The sequence below is a fragment of the Pseudomonas shiyinii genome (assembly GCF_056725765.1).
In genome coordinates, this window is the sequence record NZ_CM161522.1 from 3,484,164 (window position 1) to 3,500,716 (window position 16,553).

The following is a 16,553-nucleotide window of genomic DNA, read 5'->3' on the forward strand; positions in this document are numbered from 1 at the left end:
CCTGTCAGTTAAGGCCCCATCGCCGGCAAGCCGGCTCCCACCTGTCCTGCGCTGCTGTTGTAGGCACCGCGGAACCTGTGGGAGCCGGCTTGCCGGCGATGGGCTGCGAAGCAGCCCCAAATAGGCTTAACTGACTGGCGTAGGTCGAGGCCTGCGTTTTTTCTATGACGTGCCGCTTACTTCTCGACGAAGGCACGCTCGATCAAGTAATCGCCCGGCTCGCGCATGCGCGGGGAGATCTTCAGGCCGAAGCTGTCCAGGACCTCGGCGGTCTCGTCGAGCATGCTCGGGCTGCCGCAGATCATGGCGCGGTCGTCCTGCGGGTTGATCGGCGGCAGGCCGATGTCGCTGAACAGCTTGCCGCTGCGCATCAGGTCGGTCAGGCGGCCCTGGTTCTCGAACGGCTCACGGGTCACGGTCGGGTAGTAGATCAGCTTTTCACGTACCGCATCGCCGAAGAACTCGTTCTGCGGCAGGTGCTCGGTGATGAATTCGCGGTAGGCCACTTCGTTGACGTAGCGTACACCGTGAACCAGGATCACCTTCTCGAAGCGCTCGTAGGTTTCCGGGTCCTGGATGACGCTCATGAACGGCGCCAGGCCAGTGCCCGTGCTGAGCAGGTACAGGTGCTTGCCCGGGTTCAGGTCGTCGAGGACCAGCGTACCGGTAGGCTTCTTGCTGATGATGATCTCATCGCCTTCCTTCAGGTGCTGCAGCTGGGAGGTCAACGGGCCATCCGGCACCTTGATGCTGAAGAACTCCAGGTGCTCTTCCCAGTTCGGCGAAGCGATCGAGTAGGCGCGCATGAGCGGACGGCCATTGTCCTGCTGCAGGCCGATCATCACGAACTGACCGTTCTCGAAGCGCAGGCCCGGGTCACGGGTGCACTTGAAGCTGAACAGGGTGTCGTTCCAGTGGTGCACACTGAGGACACGTTCGTGGTTCATGTTGCTCATCTATGGGGGCTCCTGAAGAAAGACGCAGCGCGGACCAAGCGCACTATTGCGCGATATTTTAGGGGCAGCGACAATATCTGTTAAATGGATTATCAAGATATGTCTTATCGGTTATATAGATATGCGATTCACGCTTCGTCAGCTACAAGTCTTTGTCGCCGTCGCCCAGCACCAGAGCGTGTCACGGGCGGCGAGCGTCCTGGCATTGTCGCAATCGGCTGCCAGTACCTCGATCACTGAACTGGAGCGTCAATCCAGCTGCCAGCTGTTCGACCGCGCCGGCAAACGGTTGAGCCTCAATGCCCTGGGCCACCAGTTGTTGCCCCAGGCCGTGGCCCTGCTCGACCAGGCCAAGGAAATCGAAGACCTGCTCAACGGCAAGACCGGTTTCGGCTCATTGGCGGTCGGTGCCACCCTGACCATCGGCAACTATCTGGCCACCTTGCTCATCGGCAGCTTCATGCAGGGCCACCCCGAGAGCCAGGTCAAGCTCCATGTGCAGAACACCGTACATATCGTGCAGCAGGTGGCCCACTATGAAATTGACCTGGGTCTAATCGAAGGCGACTGCAGCCACCCGGACATCGAGGTGCAGCCATGGGTGGAAGATGAACTGGTAGTGTTCTGTGCGCCGCAGCATCCTTTGGCCAAGGCCGGCCGGGCGGACGTGGAAACACTGTCCCACGAAGCCTGGATCTTGCGCGAACAAGGCTCCGGCACCCGCCTGACCTTCGACCAAGCCATGCGCCACCATCGTGCCAACCTGAACATCCGCCTGGAGCTGGAACACACCGAGGCGATCAAGCGCGCCGTGGAGTCGGGCCTGGGCATCGGCTGCATCTCGCGTCTGGCTCTGCGCGATGCGTTCCGCCGTGGCAGCCTGGTGCCGGTGGAAACCCCGCAACTGGACCTGTCGCGGCAGTTCTATTTCATCTGGCACAAGCAGAAGTACCAGACTTCTGCCATGCGAGAGTTTCTCGAATTGTGCCGCAGCTTCACCGCCGGCGTCAGCCGCAGCGACGAGATCGTCCTGCCGCCGATCGCCTGATCAGAGCAGGATCACGCCCCACACCAGCGCCACCATGGTCATGGCGACCAACTGGGCGGCGCTGCCCATGTCCTTGGCGTTCTTCGACAAGGGGTGACGCTCCAGAGAGATTCGGTCGATGGCCGCCTCCACCGCCGAGTTGAGCAGTTCGACGATCAACCCCAGCAGGCAGACGGCGATGAGGATCGCCCGCTCCACACGGGTGACCGGCAGCCAGAACGCCAGGGGAATCAGCACCAGGTTGGCGATCACCAGTTGACGGAACGCGGCCTCGCCCTTGAAGGCGGCACGCAGGCCGTCCAACGAATAGCCGGCGGCGTTGAAGATACGTTTGAGGCCGGTTTGGCCCTTGAATGGCGACATGGGAGTCACTTCACCGGTAAAGGGCCGGCAGATTAGTCCAACCCGAGTCAAAAAAGCGTGAACGGACGGGGACTTAGCTGCTCGCAACCGATTCCAGTTGTTGCAGCAGCAAGGCCGCCTGGGTGCGGGTACGCACTCCGAGCTTGCGGAAGATCGCCGTCACGTGGGCCTTGATGGTCGCCTCCGAGACATTCAGCTCATAGGCGATCTGCTTGTTCAGCAAACCTTCGCAGACCATCGTCAACACCCGGAACTGCTGCGGCGTGAGGCTCGCCAGGCCTTCGCTGGCGGCCTTGGCTTCGGCCGAGACATCGACCTTCTCGAACGCCTGGGGCGGCCACCAGACCTCACCGTCGAGCACTTTCTGCACTGCATCCTGGATGACGTCCAGGTTGCTGGATTTCGGAATGAAGCCACTGGCGCCGAACTCGCGGGACTTGACCACCACGGCCGCTTCTTCCTGGGCCGACACCATCACCACCGGGATCTGCGGGTACTGCCCACGCAGCAGGACCAGGCCGGAGAACCCATAGGCACCGGGCATGTTCAGGTCCAGCAGGACCAGGTCCCAATCTGCCTTTTCGGTCAGGCGGGTTTCCAGTTCGGCGATGCTCGCCACCTCGACCAGGCGCACGTCGGGCCCCAGGCCGAGGGTAACGGCCTGGCGCAGGGCGCTGCGGAACAGTGGGTGGTCATCGGCAATCAGGATTTCGTATGTGGCCATCGATCTATGGATCCTGTTCTGTGCCAGGCGCTAGAGGGGTGGAGGAAGCACCTGGCAGGCAACTCAAGGCGCGAACGGCAGGGCCGCCGGCCGGTAAGGCACGGCGAAGTCCGGGGTAACAGCATCTTCGTCGTGCCCGAATCGGCGCCAAGAATGCCGAGCACGCTCCGGGTGGTCAAGCCAATCGCCCGGTCGTCCCCGCCTTCCTGGCTGCCAGCCCGGACATTATGAACCAATCCGGCGCACCTGCCCCTTGGACTATAGGAAGGTATGCAAGCGCTGGTGGGTATCGTCCTGCAAGTCCAGCGGCAGGTGCCGCTTGGCACTGAGGTAGTGCAGGCTGAAGACATCCAGGTAGGCATCCAGGGCCCGGGAGGCCTGCTGATCGCCGGCCAGCTCCAGGCACATGGCGGCAACCTCGGCCGTGCAGAAATGGTCGTCACGCTTGGAACGACGCAGGCGATAGCGCGACATCTGCTCGGCCTGCAGGCTCAGCACCGGGAAGCGGTCAAGGTACGGGCTCTTGCGGAACATCTTGCGGGCTTCGGTCCAGGTCGCATCGAGCAGGATGAACAGCGGCCGCTTGCCAGGCTCGCGTACCACGTCGCTGACCACCCGCTCCGGCGCCACGAACTCGCCCGGGAAAACGATATAGGGCTGCCACTGGGGGTCATCGAGCAACGCCAAAAGGCGCGGGTCGACCTCGGTGCGCTGCCAGCCGAACGCTGCGGTATCTTCGACCAGGTCGGCAATCAGCCAGCCGGTGTTGGTCGGCTTCAGCGGCTCGGTATCGTGCATTAGCAGGCACACCCCGGCCTCGGCTTGCACCTTGGGTTTGAGGGCGCACAGGCAATGGCTGGCGATCACCCGGCAATCCGGGCAGCGCAGCGCGCGCGAGCCACGGGCAATGAAAGGTTTGTTGCTGCGGGCCAGGCGCTCGGCGCGCAAGCGCGCTACCGCGTGGCTCATGGCTGCAAGCCTCTGGAGAGATAAGGAACGGACACTGCGACAACTCGGCGAGAAACGAGCCGCCAGTCTACCAGAGGCGGCGTCATTTGCCGTGCAGGCGGCGAGACGCCTCCTTTATAATCACGCTTTTGCGACCTGGGATCCCCATCGATGCGGGGGCCACGGAACGCCGCTCGCCGGCGCAGGTCAAAGTGCCAGTCATCGAACCAGGAGAGATTCATGCTGCGTTTTACCATCCCGGCCTTGAGCCTGTTGCTCGCCCTGCCCCTGGCGGCCCAGGCAGCCTCCAAGCAGGAATACGAGCTCAACCAGATGCTGGAGAAGGTCGCCAAGGAAAGCAGCGTCGGCACGCCCCGCGCCATCAACGAAGATATTCTCGACCAGGGCTACACCGTCGAGAAAGGCAAGGCACTGGTCAACCACCTGAGCGTGCGTGAGAGCCATGCCGAGCGAATGCGCGCCAACCCGGAGCAAGTGCGCAGCCAGCTGGGTGACAGCGTTTGCCGTAACAACGGCTACCGTCAGCTGATGTCCAAGGGCGCCGTACTGGTCTACCGGTTCACCGTGTACAAGACCAACCAGCCGATCATGGATCAGGCGTTCAATAACGCCAGTTGCGTAGCAGGCAACAAGAAGAAGTAATCAGGCCACCCGGCCGTTGTCATTGGCGCGCCGCTGCTCTTCGTCGGCGCGCAGCTCTGCCAGCAGGGCCTGGAAGTAGCGCGACTGCCGCTCGCCGTCGCCCAACCTACGCAGGCACTCCGCTTCAAGGCTCAGGTGGTTGGCCTGAGCTGCCCGCTCCAACAGCAGGTACAGCTGCCTGTCCACCTCGATCACCAACCGATGCATACCGCAACCTCCTGCATCGAGACGCCGCGCCTCCAGTTAACCAGAGCTTCGCAAGGCTTGGATCCGATCCGACGAGTGGAAATTCGTTCGTTCTGTTTCGCCTGTTTGCGTGCCCTTCGCCCGGCCTGGTCACCCGAGGCGGCACGTTCGTGCGCCAGGGTCTAGATTGATAGCACCCCCCGTGTATTTCCGGCAAACCGAGGAGAATGCCGAAGGCACGGTATTTGCGGTCCAAAAATAGAACGACAACGTGATGGATTTGCCACTGCACCACGGCCTTGAAGGCCTACTGCAATGCTCGGTGTGCACACTCGAGCTAGAGCAGCCAGCGACACACGCAGTGTCGCGGCCGGGATACGCCATCGACCCGGTCAGAGGTTCTGCTGCAGAAGGAGACGTTGAATGCCTTACCAACCGAATGAACTCTTGTTCAATCACTTCAGGGACAACGGTATCGACCTGAGCAAGATTGACGAACAGCTGCAACTGGTCGCCCCCGGCAGCCCCAACCTGCCGCTGTACCGCGACATGATGTTGACCATCCTGCGTATGGCCCAAGACGACACCAACCGCTGGAATGCCAAGATCACCTTGCAAGCCCTGCGCGAACTGGACCATTCCTTCCGCACCCTGGAACGCTACAAGGGGCGGCGCAAGGTCACGGTGTTCGGCTCGGCGCGTACGCCGCTGGAGCATCCCATGTATGCCCTGGCCCGAGAACTGGGGGCGACCCTGGCCCGCTCGGACCTGATGGTCATCACCGGGGCCGGCGGCGGTATCATGGCTGCCGCCCATGAAGGCGCTGGCACGGAGCACAGCCTGGGCTTCAATATCACGCTGCCTTTCGAGCAGCATGCCAATGCCACGGTGGACGGCACGGAGAAGCTGCTGTCGTTCCACTTCTTCATCCGCAAGCTGTTCTTCGTCAAGGAAGCCGACGCGCTGGTCCTGTGCCCGGGCGGCTTCGGCACCCTCGATGAAGCGCTGGAAGTTCTCACTTTGATCCAGACCGGCAAGAGCCCGCTGGTGCCCGTGGTGCTGCTGGACTCGCCCGGCGGTAGCTTCTGGCGCGACGCCCTGGCGTTCATCAGCCGGCAACTGGAAGAAAACCGCTACATCCTGCCCAGCGACCTGAAACTGCTACGCCTGGTGCATAGCGCCGACGAAGCCGTCGAGGAGATCAACCAGTTCTACAGCAACTACCACTCCAGCCGCTGGCTGAAAAACCAGTTCGTCATCCGCATGCACCACCCGTTAAGCGACGCAGCGCTCTATGACATCCAGGAGGGGTTCGCCGACCTGCGCCTGAGCGGCAAATACCACCAACAACCTGATAGCGGGCTTGAACATGAGGTAGGCAATTTCAGCCATCTCACACGGCTGACCTTCGCCTTCAACGGTCGAGACCAAGGCCGCTTGCGCGAGCTGGTGGACTTCATCAACCTACCGGAAAACTGGGCCAAGCCGCAGCCGATGCATACCACCCAACGGGCGCGGGAGGCCTTGAAGGTCGATTGAAGAAGGGATTGCCTTGAGGGGTATGTACCGGCTCTCACCGGTCCTGCGCTGTTTTCAGAAACACCGTCATACCTGTGGGCGCTGGCTTGTCAGCGATAGGGCCGGGGCAAGCAACTCAAGAGCATTGCTCCGACCCGCTCCTGTGTGAGAATGCTCAGTCGTCCAGATCCCGGCCACTGAGCAGCCGACCGATCAGTTCCAGGGGGAAACCACGGTAGGCCAGGAATCGGGTTTGCTGGGCTCGGCTACGGGGATCATGGGGGCGTTGCCCGGCGAACTTGCGTTGCCAGACATCCTGCAACCGGGCCGCCCAGTCCACCCCGCTGTCACGCAGGGCCTGGTCGATATCACCACGGTTCAGGCCACGCTGGCCAAGCTCTTCGCGAATACGCGCGGGGCCATAGCCGGCATTGGAACGGTAGGAGATGAAATTCTCGAGATAGCGGGCCTCACTGAGCAGCCCTTCTTCGGCAAGCCGATCGAGCGCGGGCTCGATCAGCTCATCCGGTGCACCGCGCTGACGCAGTTTTCGCGTCAGCTCGACACGACCATGCTCGCGGCGTGCGAGCAGGTCCATGGCTGTCCGTCGGACGGCGACGGGGGTGTCGAGTACGACGGACATAGGGCCAATCAATAACCAGCGTCGGCGTCAGCCATGTCGTCGGCATCGGCCTCGGCGGCAGCAGCCTTGCCTGCAGCAGCGACGGCACCAGCGTTGAGCAGCTTCTCGCGGATCTGCTTCTCGATCTCGGCGCCCACGGCTGGGTTCTCTTGCAGGAACTTGGCGGCGTTCGCCTTGCCCTGGCCGATCTTGTTGCCTTGGTAGCTGTACCAGGCACCGGACTTCTCCACCAGGCCTTGGGCCACGCCCAGGTCGATGATCTCGCCGTTGCGGTAGATGCCCTTGCCGTAGAGGATCTGGAACTCGGCCTGGCGGAACGGTGGCGAGACCTTGTTCTTGACGATCTTGACGCGGGTTTCGCTGCCCACGACTTCGTCGCCTTCCTTGACCGCGCCGGTACGGCGGATGTCCAGGCGCACAGAGGCGTAGAACTTCAAGGCGTTACCACCGGTGGTGGTTTCCGGGCTGCCGAACATCACGCCGATCTTCATACGGATCTGGTTGATGAAGATGACCAGGCAGTTGGCGTTCTTGATGTTACCGGTGATCTTGCGCAGCGCCTGGGACATCAGACGAGCCTGCAAGCCTACGTGCATATCGCCCATCTCGCCTTCGATCTCGGCCTTGGGCACCAGGGCCGCCACGGAGTCGACGATGATCACGTCGACGGCGTTGGAGCGCACCAGCATGTCGGTGATTTCCAGGGCCTGTTCACCGGTATCCGGCTGGGAAACCAGCAGGTCGTCGACATTGACGCCCAGCTTGCCGGCATATTCGGGGTCGAGGGCGTGTTCGGCGTCGACGAAGGCGCAGGTGGCGCCGTTCTTCTGAGCTTCGGCAATGACCGACAGGGTCAGCGTGGTCTTACCCGAGGATTCCGGACCGTAGATCTCGACGATACGGCCTTTTGGCAGGCCGCCGATGCCCAGGGCGATGTCCAGGCCCAGGGAGCCGGTGGAGATGGCAGGAATGGCCTGGCGCTCGTGATCGCCCATACGCATGACTGCGCCCTTGCCGAACTGGCGTTCGATTTGACCCAGGGCCGCAGCCAAGGCGCGCTTCTTGTTGTCGTCCATTGAAATCCTCACGTGATCGACTGGCGGCCCTGGGGCCGGGAATACCTGTATAAGTAGCCAGTATTATTCCACAGGGATACGATTCCGCAAACCCCCGCCAGCGATTTACTCCGCACCAAGCTGTAACAAGCCGTCTAACGCGGCGATCACCGTCTGTCGGCGCACCGCTTCGCGGTCGCCGTCGAAGTGCCGGCGCTCACTGGTCACATGGCTGCCGTCGGCCCAGGCCAGCCATACGGTACCCACCGGCTTGGCCGGTGAACCGCCATCCGGCCCGGCCACGCCACTGACTGCCACGGCAAAGCGCGCCCCGCTGGCAGCCTGGGCACCGCGGACCATGGCCTCGACCACTTCCTGGCTGACGGCGCCCACGTTGGCGAACAGCGCTTCGGGCACCCCCAACTGACGGGTCTTCTGGCGATTGGAGTAGGTCACGTAGCCGGCCTCGAACCAGGCCGAACTCCCGGGGATGCGGGTAATGGCCTCGGCGATGCCCCCGCCGGTACAGGATTCAGCGGTAGTCACCTGGGCTTTGAAGCGCCGCAGGTGCTCGCCCAGGCGGGTGGAGAGAACGGTGATCGGGTCCATGGCGCACTCCTTGAAGACTGCGCATTACCCTACCACCCTCGACAACCTAGGCAAGCGTTCAACGTGCCAAGGCGCGTATGTAGGCCTGGCAGGCACGCAAGGCGATCAGTCCCCGGTCGCCGCGGTCGGTGATGGCGATAATTCGTCCAGCATGCGCTGGGTCAAGTCGGGCGTGTACGGGGCCATTATCCAGGCCGCCGGCATCGGCGGAGGAAGGCAGTGCGGCACAGGTGGCGTCACGCTCGACCAGGACCGACAGCCGCAGGTCAGCAGTAGCCAGGCGATCACGCAGGCGAACCTGAGTCTGTCGGGCATCGGAAAGCTCCTTGAAATAGCGTGATTCGTTGTCATGCAGGCGCCGTTCCAGTTGCTGGCGCCCCTCGCGCTCGACCAGCAACTGACGTGTCGCGGTCTCGGCCTGCACCTGCGCCTCGCGGGCCTGGGTTTGGGCCTGCTGCGCCAGCAATCGGCCAAGGCGCCAGCCCTGGACTTGCCAGGCCAGGGTCGCCGACAACAGCATCAGTACCAGGCACAACCCCAGGTGCAGCCGGCTCATGACAACACCTCGCGCGCCCGGGCCCATATCGCCAGGCGGTCCTCCAGGCCATTGAGCCCGCCATTGATATGTCGGGTGATGCGATTGAACTCGCCGCGATCGGCCAGCCCATTGAGCCCACGCGAATGCCAGAACCAGGCTGCCGATTCACAGGCCCAGCGAGGCTGCTCCAGCATCTGCGGCTGCGCCAGCAGCCGCTCGTCACCGAACAGCGCCCGGCTGCATGCCTGGTAGTTGTTGCGCCCGGTGACCTGGATCAGGCCCCGGCCTCGATAACGCTGGCCATCGCCGTCCGCCTCGGGGGTATTGCCCAGGCGCGAGGCCAGGCTGCCGGTGTCATAGCGCGAGAGATAGCGGTCGCTGCCAAGCTCCTTGAGGTAGCGCAGTTGGCCGGACTCATGGCCGACCTGGGCGAGGAAGGCCGCGATACGCTTGGGGTGGTCGATTTCCCAGCGGGCCATGGCGTCGTTCAGTGGTTGTACAAAAATGCCGGCGCGCTGGCCGGCAAGAGGGTAGATAGCTTCAATCTGTCGCTCCGTGAGCATGCTGTATCTCCTGAAAGAGGGTCGACGGCGCCCGCCGCAGGGCCCGGTCAGGCCTTGCTGTCGAGGGTTCGCCGCGGCGCGTTGCCCTTGGCCCTGGCCTTGCCTTGTCGACCACCGTTGCACTGCACCGTGGTACGCCACCCCGCGTTCGTGAATACCTGCTCGACAGACTCGATCAGGTACGTACCGTCGAGCCCCGAGAGAAAGCCATGCAGTCGCACCGGCCGCTCGGCGAACAGGTCGGTACGCCCCGGCATGTCCAGGCGCACGCTGGCGGTGTCGCGGTTGAAGCTGGCCAGGCGGGCCTTGGCGGCCTGTTCGGCGGCGGCGCGATTGGGGTACAGGTGGCGGTCGGTATAGACCGGCTGCAGGCCATCGGGGGCGTTGTCGTTGGTGAGCTCGACGACATCGAGCTCACCGCTGGCGCCGTTCTGGTGGCGGGTGCGCACGGCCTTGTGGGTGGTCTTGTCGCCCAGCCTGAATTGCCATTGGCTGATGTCTTCGCGGGCAAGGCTCAATGGCGCCAGGGCCTTGCCGGTGGCGCTTTGTCCGCCCTGGCGTGGCAGCACCAGAAGCTGGCCATTGGCAAGTTTGGCGGTGCAATCATATTGGCGTGCCAGGCGTGTGATGAAATTGAAGTCCGACTCGCTGTACTGATCGACTCGGGGGATCTTGCTGGTGACCGGACAGGCGGCCTGCCAGCCGTTACGCGCAGCGATATCGGTGACGATGCGTTGCAGCGTGGCGTCCTCCCAGCTGCCGCTGCGGATGGTCTTGCCGCTGCCTCGCACGTCGCTGGCCTTGCCACGGATGACCAAGGTATCCGGCGGGCCGGCCAACTCCACCTCATCCACGGTGTAACGCCCCAGGCGGGTCAGCGGCCGGCCGGCATGGCCCAGACTGACGTCGATCAGGGCACCACGGGCGGGCAGTGCGATAACACCGTTGCGGGCATCGATGCGCAGCTCGAACTCATCCGACTCCAGGCCCGGTTTGTCGGTGGTGCGCAGTTGCAACAGGCGATCGTTGATCAGTGCGGTGATGTCCTTGCCATCGGCCAGGACAGAGAAGACAGGCTGCATGAGGCGCACTCCTTGGCTCACACGAGGGGTCAATCCCACAGCTGAACGGTCGTGGCCAGCGTCATCGGCAGGTCGGGCAACCGGATCGTCACCCCGGAGCGAAACGGCTGAGCCTCCTCGGCCAGGCCCTGGTTGGCAGCCAGCACCGCCTCGACCGTGCCGTTTAGGTGCCCGTAGTTATGCTGGCAGAGCGTGTCGAGCACATCGCCCTCAGCGGTCTTGCAGGTCTTGGCCATAGCTGACGAACTCCAGTGAAAAGCCTTGTTTGCGTGGAATACCACCGGCCAGCAGGCTGCCCTGCTCTTCCTCGATACTGGTCAGGCACCAGGTGCCCAGCACCTCGCCATAGCCGGTGGTGAGTGAAAGCGGCAGCAACTGCCGACCGATACTGCGTAGCGCCTGCAACTGGCCGAGCCCTCCCTTGAAGGCGGGGAAGATCGCGCCGCGGATGCTGATGGTCTCCTCGCCCAGGCTCACCGCCTGTTGCGCGGTTTCACGACTCAAGCGTTCCTGGCCGGCCCAGCGGAAGCGGGTCTGCCGGCGTAACTGGTCGAAAGCCGCGGTATCGAGGTTGAAGTAGTACGGTGGCGCACCGGCCTTGAGCGGTTGCAGCACCAGCAGGTGGGCGAACGGCGTGACGGCTTGCGCCGTCGGCGTCGCTTCGGGTGCAAGGCCCAGGCTCGACAGGACCGAGCCCACCGTCGCCTGTACCTCGCCTGCCAGCCGCCGTATCGCCCCGTGCGCCTGGTCGACGTGGCCGGCAAAGGCGTCGATTCGATCGCGCACCTCACGTCCAACGCCCACCGCCTGATCGTACTGGCCGATCACGTTTTCGACCCGCGCCTGCGCTGACGAGATCGCCCGCATCGTGCGTTGCAGGCGCGCCCCGATGGCCGGGCCGACCACCGGCAGCCCTTGCAGCTCGCTCACCGCGCCCTGCACATGGCCGATGGCGTCGTCCATGGGGTCAAGCATGGCGTCGACACGTCGCCGCCCGGCCTCACCAGCCCGGACCACCGCATGCAGCCCGGATTGCAGTTGCTCCATGTAGGTCATGATTGCTCCTCAAAGTGCGATATGTGGGGTATCGGCCAATTGCACCGAACGGGCCTGGCGCATCAGCTCTTCCAGTTGCCGACGCGCGATGGCTTCCAGGTGCTGGAGGGTGAGCGGGTCGTCGAGGCGGTTGTTGACCGTGACGGGCATGTTGGCGGTGAAGGTGAACTGCTGGTTATACACAGGGGCCGAGGCAACGGGTGCCGTCGGATTCGGCACGCCGGGATTTTGCGAAGGCGGTTGCTCCCGCCTGATCGACCGAATCACTTCACCAGGCGCGACCTTTCGGTCAGGCGCCCCCTGGCCCGGAACACTGGGTTCGGCAGCCACCTCGCCCTTTACCGTGCTGTCGAACCAGGATTTCCCCAGCCACCCACCCAACTGGCCTCCGACCAAGCCCCCCAAGGCAGCACCGAACGTGGTACCGATAATGGGTACGACAGAACCAATGGCGCCTCCCGCCAGGGTGCCGATCAGCCCTCCCGCAGCCATGCCGTAGCCTTCAGCTTTTTCGCTGCCGGGCTTTTCGCTGGCGAAAGTCTCGAGCGTGCGTTCGGTGGCACTGAGGATCGCAGGCTTTGCCAACGCCTTCATGGCAGCGGCCATACCTCTGGGCTTGGACGGCAGCGGTGAAGACATTGGCTGCGCATCACGCGACGTGGTATCCGAACCAGCGCGAGACGCATCCCGCTCGCGAGCGGTCGGCAAGGACGTTGCAGTGGCGCCTCGCGCCTCCTCTGCCCCACCGAACCAGATCTTGCCCAACCAACCGCCCAGCTGGCTTGCAACCAAGCCCCCCAAGGCCGCTCCGAACGTCGTGCCAACCAAAGGCACCACCGAGCCGACCGCACCGCCCAGCAAAGTGCCGACCAACCCACCTGCGGCGCGTCCATACCCATCGGCCTTTTCGTTACGGGGCCCGTCGCTGGCGAAGGTCTGTAGACTTTGTCTGGCCGCCGCCACGACGGCAGGTTTCACCCATCCATTGACGGCGGCACCTTTCCCCCGGGGCTCGGACGTTGATGCTCCCATGGTTTGCTTGCCCGGCGCACTCGCCATCGTTGCCGGGGACATCGCAACACCTTGGACGCTGGCAGATACGGTATTCGAACCGGCTTGCTGCGAAACCGTGCGAGACTCGCCATCGCCAGCAAACCAGGCCCTGCCGATCCAACCACCGACCGCTTCGCCGAGCAGACCACCAACTGTCGACCCCACAGCCGTGCCAAAGCCTGGAACGACCGATCCGATGGCTCCCCCCACCAACGTCCCCACCAGCCCGCCCGCTACGCTGCCAAGACCTTCGGCCTGTTCAGCGGAGGCTTGGCCATTGGCGACAGTCGTGGGGGCTCTCCTTGTCGCCGCCAAATGAGTGGGCGACCCTGGCCCCTCGACACTTGTGCGTGGGTTGCCATCGGCAATCGATGCCCTCCTATTCGAGGGCTGCTCATGGGGGGTGCCCAACACGGCCGGGCTTTCGCCAGCCTGGGTTGCGCCAATTCTGCTCCTGTCCTGCGCCGAACCTACGCCCGACAGGGGTTTGCCCCGCTCTTCAACCACAGTATGGTCGGCACCCTCGGTGACCGACGCCTCAGGCGTGGGCCCGGCGAACAGTTCATGGGCCGCACCGCCTACCCAGTTGCCAAGCTTCTCGCCGAAAAAACCACCCAACAGGCTGCCATATTCAGCCCCCTTGCCCTTCCCCACTAATCCGCCCAGGGCAGCCCCCAGCAAGGTTCCGCCCAGCTCGCCCACTGCACCGCCGACACTTTCGGCGGCCTCCTTGCCATCCTGGGCACTCCCCAACGCATCCATCGTCTTGAGGATGAAAGCCGCTTCCCCCATTTCGAGCTGGTCGCTCACCGCGGTACGTGCCCGAGTGCGTGCAATGGGCGAAGATCGTTTGACGAGGCGATGTCCCACGTAGGCCGCCCCCACTGCTGCGGTTACACCGGTCGCCACTGCAAGGCCCTTGGTAGAGGCAGAGCCACGGGAGCCGAGCGATGGCGGCTCCGTTTGCCTGCTGCCTGGTGCATGAATCGGCACCGGGCGGCGCGCAGGGTGGTCACTGTTCCCAGGCGACGCCGCTGACGTCGTCTTCTCGACCCTGGGAGGGCTATGCGCGGCTTCCCCAGACTGCCAAGCCAACGCCAGGTAGAGCCGCCGCAATCGCTCGACTTCACCGCCTTCCCTGCGTAGCCTGTCGATATGTGCCTCGTGCTCGTGGGCCTGCGCGTACGATGCCTGATCAGTTTTTTGCAGCTTGTCCTGCTCCAACCCAAGGCGAATCACTTCGTTGATGATTCGCCCCAACCGTAGGCCGTCGGCCTGCCTGCGCAAGCGCTCGAGCCACTGATGGAGCGAGTCGAACGCGGCGCCTACCGGCTTGTCGACGGTGGCGCCAAGCCCGAGCGTGAACACAGGTGTGTTCGCCATAGATTCCTCCTCTCACTCCGAGAGCCACCAGACCATGTCGCTGTACGACATGGTCATGATTTCGCTCGCGGAAAAGTTCAGCTCCTTGGCCAGCCGCCGGGCGGCGGCCTTCTGCCGGGCGGGATCAAAGCTCGTCGTCCTGCACCAGGCGAAAATAGCCGGTCTGCAGGCGGCTGTAGTCCTTGAGTGTCAGACCTTCCAGATCCCTGACGCCGACTTCGGCCAGCGAGGCGAACAGGTTCAGCTCCCGTTGCTCGTCGTCATTGGCACCGCCCGCCTGGGCATTACGGATGTCCCGCACGGTCGGCGCGCGCAGTGACAGGCTGTCGACCTGCATGCCGTTGGCCTCGCTGGGGCGCGACAGGCGCACGGTCACTCGATCAGGATCGAGCGCCAGCCATTGAGGAAGCTTTTTCGCTTGAGCCATCGTCACACCTCCTTACAGGCCAAGAGCCGCACGCTGGGCGGCCAGCTGATCGACACCGTCGATCACCCGGCGCATGCCCAGGGCATCGATTTCATAGACCAGGCGGCCATCGACCTCGAGCTTGTAGTAGGTCAGGGCCACGCTGTGCTTGATCTCGGCCTTGTCGCCGGACTTCCAGTCGCCCATGTCGATTTCCTTGAGCGAACCACGCAGGGTGACGACCACGGGGTTGATCCGGCCCTTGAGACCTTTGAAAGCACCGCGGAAGGTGCCGTTGAAGGCGGAGCCGTCGGCCAGGCCGAAGAACTTCAGTGCTTCGCGGCGCACGCCAGTGGTGGTGAAGGCCGCTTCCTGCTTCTCCATGCCCTGGTCCATTTCGACCGGCATGTCCATGCCGCCGGGGCGGTGCTCCTCCATTTTCAGGGTGAGTTTGGGCAGGGTCAGGCTCGGGACATCGCCCTGGAAGCTCACACCGTCGACGAACAGGTTCAAGTTGGCCAGGGTTTCGGGAATCATTGCCATGTCTTGGGCTCCTTAGGCGGCAGAATCGAGGACTTCGGTCAGCCACTGGTTGGTGACTTCGACGCGGAAGTTGGGGTTTTCGGCAGGCGGTACGTCGGTGAAGCGGATGTTCCAGTACACCTTGCCCTGCTCCAGCTGGCTGGCGGTGTTCAGTTCAGGGTCGGCGTAGACTTCGAAGTTGATGATCGCGCCCTGGTTCTTCAGGTCGCGCATGAAGGCCTGCAGGCCCTCGGTGACGTCCTTGACGTAGGTGGCGGTAATGGCGCGGTCCACGGCCCACTTGTGGCCGTAGAGGATCGCGTCCATGACGATGTCCAACGTGCGCACGCGGGTGACGAAGGCCCATTTCGGGTCGCTCGACAAGGTGCGGTTGCCCCACAGGCGGAAGCCGTCGTCGCGAATGATGGTGGCGATGTTGGCATTGTTCAGCAGGTTGGCGCGGCAGGTGTCGTCACCGTCGAGGAACTCCACCGGGCGGCTGGTGCCAGTGATGCCGACCAATTCCTTGTTCGAGGGCGACGCCCAGAAGCCGTACTCGCTGTCGGTCCAGGCGAACAGGCCGGCGACCCAGGCCGAGCCGGGGGCATCGACGGTGGCTTCGGCGTCGTTGTCCCAATAGCGCACGCCCGGGTCGACCATGAAGGCGCGCTTGGCACCGAAGTTGCCGGCATAGGCGATCGCCGCTTCGTCGGTACTGTTCGGCCCGTCGATGATGGCGATGCCGCGCAGCTTGTCGGCCAGCGCCACCAGGGCTGTGCCCACGGCGTCGGTGGCGCTGTGCTTGGGCGTTACCAACAGGCGCGGCTGGGCGTTGAAACGGCTCTTGCCATCGAGCAGTGCCTGAAGGCCGGTACGCTTGCCATCGTTCTGGACGGTGCCAATGATCGCCGCCGTCTGCTCGGCAGCGTCTTCGATCTTGGCCACGCCGCAGGCGACGATGACCGCCTTGGCGCGGGTATAGATGGCGCGGCAAGCCTTGGTGATCGCCGCATCACTGCCGAATGCCGCGACCGCTTCGCGCTCGCTGGTGATCAGCACCAGGTCGTTGGCCTTGGCAGTGGCGCCAGGGCCTTCGGTGAAGGTATCGACCAGGCCGATGATCGAGGACGACGGCAGGGCAATGCTGCGGGCGCCGGTGTCGACGTTGGTCACGGTGACGCCGTGAAAGAATCCAGTCATGTAGTACTCCAGATGTGAAAAGGCCCTGCAGAGCAGG

The 16,553-nt window shown here is 63.7% G+C and carries 20 protein-coding genes; 3 read left to right on the forward strand and 17 right to left on the reverse strand.

Annotated elements, in window-relative coordinates:
• Window positions 1–176 precede the first annotated feature (176 nt).
• On the reverse strand, window positions 177–956 hold the full coding sequence (gene fpr / locus ACXHGZ_RS15650; RefSeq protein WP_196144878.1) for a ferredoxin--NADP reductase: 780 nt from the start codon (window positions 954–956) through the stop codon (window positions 177–179).
• 121 nt (window positions 957–1,077) lie between these two features.
• On the opposite strand from fpr, the gene ACXHGZ_RS15655 reads away from it, so the two are divergent.
• Window positions 1,078–2,004, forward strand: a complete 927-nt coding sequence (locus tag ACXHGZ_RS15655) for a LysR family transcriptional regulator (RefSeq protein WP_324818653.1) — start codon at window positions 1,078–1,080, stop codon at window positions 2,002–2,004.
• On the opposite strand, the gene ACXHGZ_RS15660 is transcribed toward ACXHGZ_RS15655, so the two are convergent.
• The 3 genes from ACXHGZ_RS15660 to ACXHGZ_RS15670 form a co-directional block, all read right to left on the reverse strand.
• A complete protein-coding gene (locus ACXHGZ_RS15660; RefSeq protein ID WP_084854460.1) occupies window positions 2,005–2,367 on the reverse strand; it encodes a diacylglycerol kinase in 363 nt (120 codons plus the stop codon).
• A gap of 73 nt (window positions 2,368–2,440) precedes the next feature.
• Window positions 2,441–3,091: a response regulator transcription factor ErdR gene (erdR, locus tag ACXHGZ_RS15665; RefSeq protein ID WP_084854459.1), complete on the reverse strand. Its 651-nt coding sequence runs from the start codon at window positions 3,089–3,091 to the stop codon at window positions 2,441–2,443.
• Window positions 3,092–3,349: 258 nt separating this feature from the next.
• A complete protein-coding gene (locus tag ACXHGZ_RS15670; protein ID WP_480460522.1) occupies window positions 3,350–4,060 on the reverse strand; it encodes a tRNA-uridine aminocarboxypropyltransferase in 711 nt (236 codons plus the stop codon).
• Window positions 4,061–4,279: 219 nt separating this feature from the next.
• Between ACXHGZ_RS15670 and ACXHGZ_RS15675 the strand changes: the two genes are divergently transcribed.
• A complete protein-coding gene (locus ACXHGZ_RS15675) occupies window positions 4,280–4,702 on the forward strand; it encodes a quorum-sensing-regulated virulence factor family protein (protein WP_196144875.1) in 423 nt (140 codons plus the stop codon).
• Here the strand turns inward: ACXHGZ_RS15675 and ACXHGZ_RS15680 are convergent, their stop codons facing one another.
• On the reverse strand, window positions 4,703–4,909 hold the full coding sequence (locus ACXHGZ_RS15680; protein ID WP_480460523.1) for a hypothetical protein: 207 nt from the start codon (window positions 4,907–4,909) through the stop codon (window positions 4,703–4,705).
• A 402-nt stretch (window positions 4,910–5,311) separates the two neighbouring features.
• Between ACXHGZ_RS15680 and ACXHGZ_RS15685 the strand changes: the two genes are divergently transcribed.
• Window positions 5,312–6,427 (forward strand): LOG family protein, encoded by a 1,116-nt coding sequence (locus ACXHGZ_RS15685; protein WP_480460524.1) that lies wholly within the window; start codon window positions 5,312–5,314, stop codon window positions 6,425–6,427.
• Between the two features lie 154 nt (window positions 6,428–6,581).
• On the opposite strand, the gene recX is transcribed toward ACXHGZ_RS15685, so the two are convergent.
• The 12 genes from recX to ACXHGZ_RS15745 all read right to left on the reverse strand — a co-directional run bounded on the left by recX (window position 6,582) and on the right by ACXHGZ_RS15745 (window position 16,516).
• Window positions 6,582–7,049, reverse strand: a complete 468-nt coding sequence (gene recX / locus ACXHGZ_RS15690) for a recombination regulator RecX (RefSeq protein WP_480460525.1) — start codon at window positions 7,047–7,049, stop codon at window positions 6,582–6,584.
• A gap of 8 nt (window positions 7,050–7,057) precedes the next feature.
• On the reverse strand, window positions 7,058–8,125 hold the full coding sequence (recA, locus tag ACXHGZ_RS15695; protein WP_084854453.1) for a recombinase RecA: 1,068 nt from the start codon (window positions 8,123–8,125) through the stop codon (window positions 7,058–7,060).
• A 105-nt stretch (window positions 8,126–8,230) separates the two neighbouring features.
• On the reverse strand, window positions 8,231–8,713 hold the full coding sequence (locus tag ACXHGZ_RS15700) for a CinA family protein (protein WP_480460526.1): 483 nt from the start codon (window positions 8,711–8,713) through the stop codon (window positions 8,231–8,233).
• A 58-nt stretch (window positions 8,714–8,771) separates the two neighbouring features.
• The gene (locus ACXHGZ_RS15705) at window positions 8,772–9,269 is read right to left on the reverse strand and encodes a lysis system i-spanin subunit Rz (protein WP_480460527.1); all 498 of its coding nucleotides are present in this window, start codon (window positions 9,267–9,269) and stop codon (window positions 8,772–8,774) included.
• Entirely contained in the window at window positions 9,266–9,814 is a 549-nt protein-coding gene (locus ACXHGZ_RS15710) for a glycoside hydrolase family 19 protein (protein WP_480460528.1), read from the reverse strand. The genes ACXHGZ_RS15705 and ACXHGZ_RS15710 overlap by 4 nt, the downstream gene beginning before the upstream one ends.
• Window positions 9,815–9,861: 47 nt before the next feature.
• Window positions 9,862–10,896, reverse strand: a complete 1,035-nt coding sequence (locus ACXHGZ_RS15715) for a phage late control D family protein (RefSeq protein ID WP_480460529.1) — start codon at window positions 10,894–10,896, stop codon at window positions 9,862–9,864.
• Window positions 10,897–10,925: 29 nt separating this feature from the next.
• Window positions 10,926–11,132 carry a tail protein X gene (locus ACXHGZ_RS15720; RefSeq protein WP_324814707.1) on the reverse strand — a complete coding sequence of 69 codons (207 nt, stop codon included), beginning with the start codon at window positions 11,130–11,132 and terminating at the stop codon, window positions 10,926–10,928.
• Window positions 11,107–11,952, reverse strand: a complete 846-nt coding sequence (locus ACXHGZ_RS15725; RefSeq protein ID WP_480460530.1) for a phage tail protein — start codon at window positions 11,950–11,952, stop codon at window positions 11,107–11,109. Before ACXHGZ_RS15725 ends, ACXHGZ_RS15720 begins: the two co-directional genes overlap by 26 nt.
• A 9-nt stretch (window positions 11,953–11,961) precedes the next feature.
• On the reverse strand, window positions 11,962–14,388 hold the full coding sequence (locus ACXHGZ_RS15730; RefSeq protein ID WP_480460531.1) for a hypothetical protein: 2,427 nt from the start codon (window positions 14,386–14,388) through the stop codon (window positions 11,962–11,964).
• A 124-nt stretch (window positions 14,389–14,512) separates the two neighbouring features.
• A complete protein-coding gene (locus tag ACXHGZ_RS15735; protein ID WP_480460532.1) occupies window positions 14,513–14,815 on the reverse strand; it encodes a phage tail assembly protein in 303 nt (100 codons plus the stop codon).
• Between the two features lie 12 nt (window positions 14,816–14,827).
• A complete protein-coding gene (locus ACXHGZ_RS15740) occupies window positions 14,828–15,337 on the reverse strand; it encodes a phage major tail tube protein (protein WP_084854444.1) in 510 nt (169 codons plus the stop codon).
• A gap of 12 nt (window positions 15,338–15,349) precedes the next feature.
• Entirely contained in the window at window positions 15,350–16,516 is a 1,167-nt protein-coding gene (locus ACXHGZ_RS15745) for a phage tail sheath subtilisin-like domain-containing protein (RefSeq protein WP_480460533.1), read from the reverse strand.
• Window positions 16,517–16,553 lie beyond the last annotated feature (37 nt).